Source organism: Streptomyces sp. SID3212, from assembly GCF_009865405.1.
GTDB lineage: Bacteria > Actinomycetota > Actinomycetes > Streptomycetales > Streptomycetaceae > Streptomyces.
The window spans coordinates 1-2,683 of record NZ_WWJY01001090.1 but is presented as its reverse complement, the minus strand read 5'-3'; the positions used below and the strand labels follow the sequence as shown (position 1 = coordinate 2,683).

General features: G+C 71.2%; 2 protein-coding genes and 1 pseudogene. All 3 read left to right on the top strand.

The window, feature by feature from the left end:
* Positions 1 to 283 (top strand): lysylphosphatidylglycerol synthase domain-containing protein (locus tag GT042_RS32400; RefSeq protein ID WP_202534368.1); only part of this gene is annotated, 283 nt, incomplete at its 5' end.
* A 129-nt stretch (positions 284 to 412) separates the two neighbouring features.
* Positions 413 to 1,348, top strand: coding sequence for a hydroxymethylbilane synthase (gene hemC / locus GT042_RS32395; RefSeq protein WP_161312260.1), 936 nt, complete (start codon positions 413 to 415; stop codon positions 1,346 to 1,348).
* Between the two features lie 304 nt (positions 1,349 to 1,652).
* Positions 1,653 to 2,683 (top strand): annotated as a pseudogene (locus tag GT042_RS32390) (peptidase M4 family protein); the annotation flags it as partial.

Sequence of the window (2,683 nt, the reverse complement as noted above, 5' to 3'; positions counted from 1 at the left end):
GGCGGCCGGGCTGGTCACGGTGGCGCTCGCGCTCCACGTGCCCGTACCGGCCATGCACGTGGCCATCGCCTACCTCGCGGCGAGCGTGGCGGCGGCGGCCGTACCGACACCGGGCGGCATCGGCTCGGTGGACGCCGCCCTGGTCGTGGCGCTGGTCACGGCGGGCGCGTCGGTCGCCGTCGCCACGTCGGCCGTCCTCGGCTTCCGCATCATCACGGTCTGGCTGCCCCTCGTGCCCGGCGCGCTGGTGCTGGGCCATCTGGTCCGCAGAAAGGTCGTCTGACCCGGCGCCGCCGCCGTCACACGCGTGACCTGCGGAGCCGCCGTGACGGCCTATGTCGTTTGGGCGCCTGGGGCGGTGGGTACAGAAGTTCGGTTACGAAGTGTGCCGGCGACGGCCTATCGTGGACCCATGTCCGCTCCCGCGCTGATCCGTATCGTCTCCCGCGACTCGCCCATGGCCCTCGCCCAGGTGGAGCGAGTCCGTGCCGAACTGGGCCTGCTCCACCCCGGTATCGCCACCGAGGTCGTCCCGGTCAAGACCACCGGCGACAAGTGGATGGGCGATCTGTCCCAGGTGGAGGGCAAGGGGGCGTTCACCAAGGAGGTCGACGCGGCCCTGCTGAACGGCGAGGCGGACCTGGCCGTGCACTGCGTGAAGGACGTGCCCGCGGACCGGCCGCTGCCGGCCGGCACCGTCTTCGCCGCCTTCCTGCGCCGGGACGACATCCGCGACGCGCTCGTCCACCCCGGCGGCCTCACGCTCGACGAACTGCCCCCGGGCACCAGGATCGGTACGTCCTCGGTCCGCCGCGTCGCCCAGCTCGCCGCGTCCCACCCGGACCTGGAGTGCGTGCCGTTCCGCGGCAACGCCAACCGCCGGCTGGAGAAGCTCGCCGCGGGCGAGGCCGACGCGCTCCTTCTCGCCGCCGCCGGCCTCCGCCGCATCGGCCGCGAGGACGTCATCACCGAGATCCTGTCGCCCGAGGCGATGTGCCCCCCGATCGGCGCGGGCATCCTCGCCCTCCAGTGCCGCGAGGGCGACACGGAACTCATCGACACGGTCAGCGATCTCGGCGACCCGGACACCCACCGGGAGGCCACCGCCGAGCGGATGTTCCTCCACGTCCTCCAGGGGCACTGCAACAGCCCGATCGCCGGGTACGCGAAGGCCGGGCGAGGCGGTGAACTCTCCCTGCGGGCCTGCGTGTTCACCCCCGACGGCAAAACGGTCCTCAACGCCCACGAGTGGGCAGGCCGGTTGGATCCGGCGACTCTCGGTACATCCGTGGCGGTAGCGCTCCTGCGCCAGGGCGCGCGCGAGCTGATCGACAGCATCGCCCACTGATCTCCGCACGTCCTAGTTGGGCGGTTCCCCACTCCGGGGAGCCGCCCAATTCGCTTGTCAGGACGTCCGTTTGATCGCCGTATGTGGCATGTAACTGACAACACAAGGTCAAATCCTCGTTTCGGATCTGTCCGAACGAGCCTCTTCGATGTCACTCTCTGGACGGCTCACCGCGCGTAGACCGTGCGGTGGATCCGCGTGGCACCCACGTGTAGCTCCAGCGCCAGGAAGGCGGCCCACCCCACGGCCGCCGCGTACCCCCACAAGGGCCGCCGACCGGTGGCCCGACACTCTTGGAGACTGAGTGAGACTCGTAGCTTCCACCCCCCGCAAGAACGCCGTCCGCGTCGCCGCGCTCGTCGCCTCGGCCGCGATGGTGGCCGTCGCCTTCCAGAGCGGCCCGGCCGTCGCCCAGCCCGACGCCGCCCGTGACAGCGGCGCCGTCGCCGTGGCGTTCACCGCCGCCCAGCGTGTGACCGCCATCCAGTCCGCCCAGGCGGACACGGCGAGCGAGGCCAAGACCCTCGGTCTCGGCGCGCAGGAGAAGCTGGTCGTCCGGGACGTCATCAAGGACGCCGACGGCACCGTGCACACCCGGTACGAGCGGACCTTCGCGGGCCTGCCCGTCCTCGGCGGCGACCTCGTCGTCCACGAGAGCCCGGCCGGCAAGCAGACCGTCACCAAGGCGACCTCGGCGAAGATAGCCGTGGCCACCACCGACGCCGCCGTCACCGCCTCCGGCGCCAAGTCGACCGCGCTCAAGGCCGCTTCGGCGGAGAAGACCGCCAAGGCCGAGACGGGCACCGCGCCCCGCAAGGTCGTCTGGGCCGCCAGTGGCACGCCCGTCCTCGCCTGGGAGACCGTCGTCAAGGGCTTCCAGCCCGACGGCACCCCGAGCGAACTGCACGTCGTCACCGACGCGGCCACCGGCAAGGAGCTGTTCCGGGACGAGGCCATCGAGACCGGCACCGGCACCGGCAAGTACAACGGCACCGTCCCGCTCACGACCACCAAGAGCGGCAGCACGTACAACCTGACCGACGGCGCGCGCGGCGGTCACAAGACGTACGACCTGAACCAGAAGACGTCGGGCACCGGCACCCTCTTCACCGACGCCGACGACGTCTGGAGCGGTGGCCGCCAGACCGCCGCCGTGGACGTCGCCTACGGCGCGGCCGAGACCTGGGACTTCTACAAGAACGTCCTGGGCCGCAACGGCATCAAGAACAACGGTGTCGCGTCCTACTCCCGCGCCCACTACGGCAACAGCTACGTGAACGCGTTCTGGGACGACAGCTGCTTCTGCATGACGTACGGCGACGGCTCGGGCAACGC

Bases quoted from the DNA above. Each gene is read 5' to 3' on its own strand.
- hemC (WP_161312260.1), top strand. From the start codon at position 413: ATGTCCGCTCCCGCGCTGATCCGTATCGTCTCCCGCGACTCGCCCATG.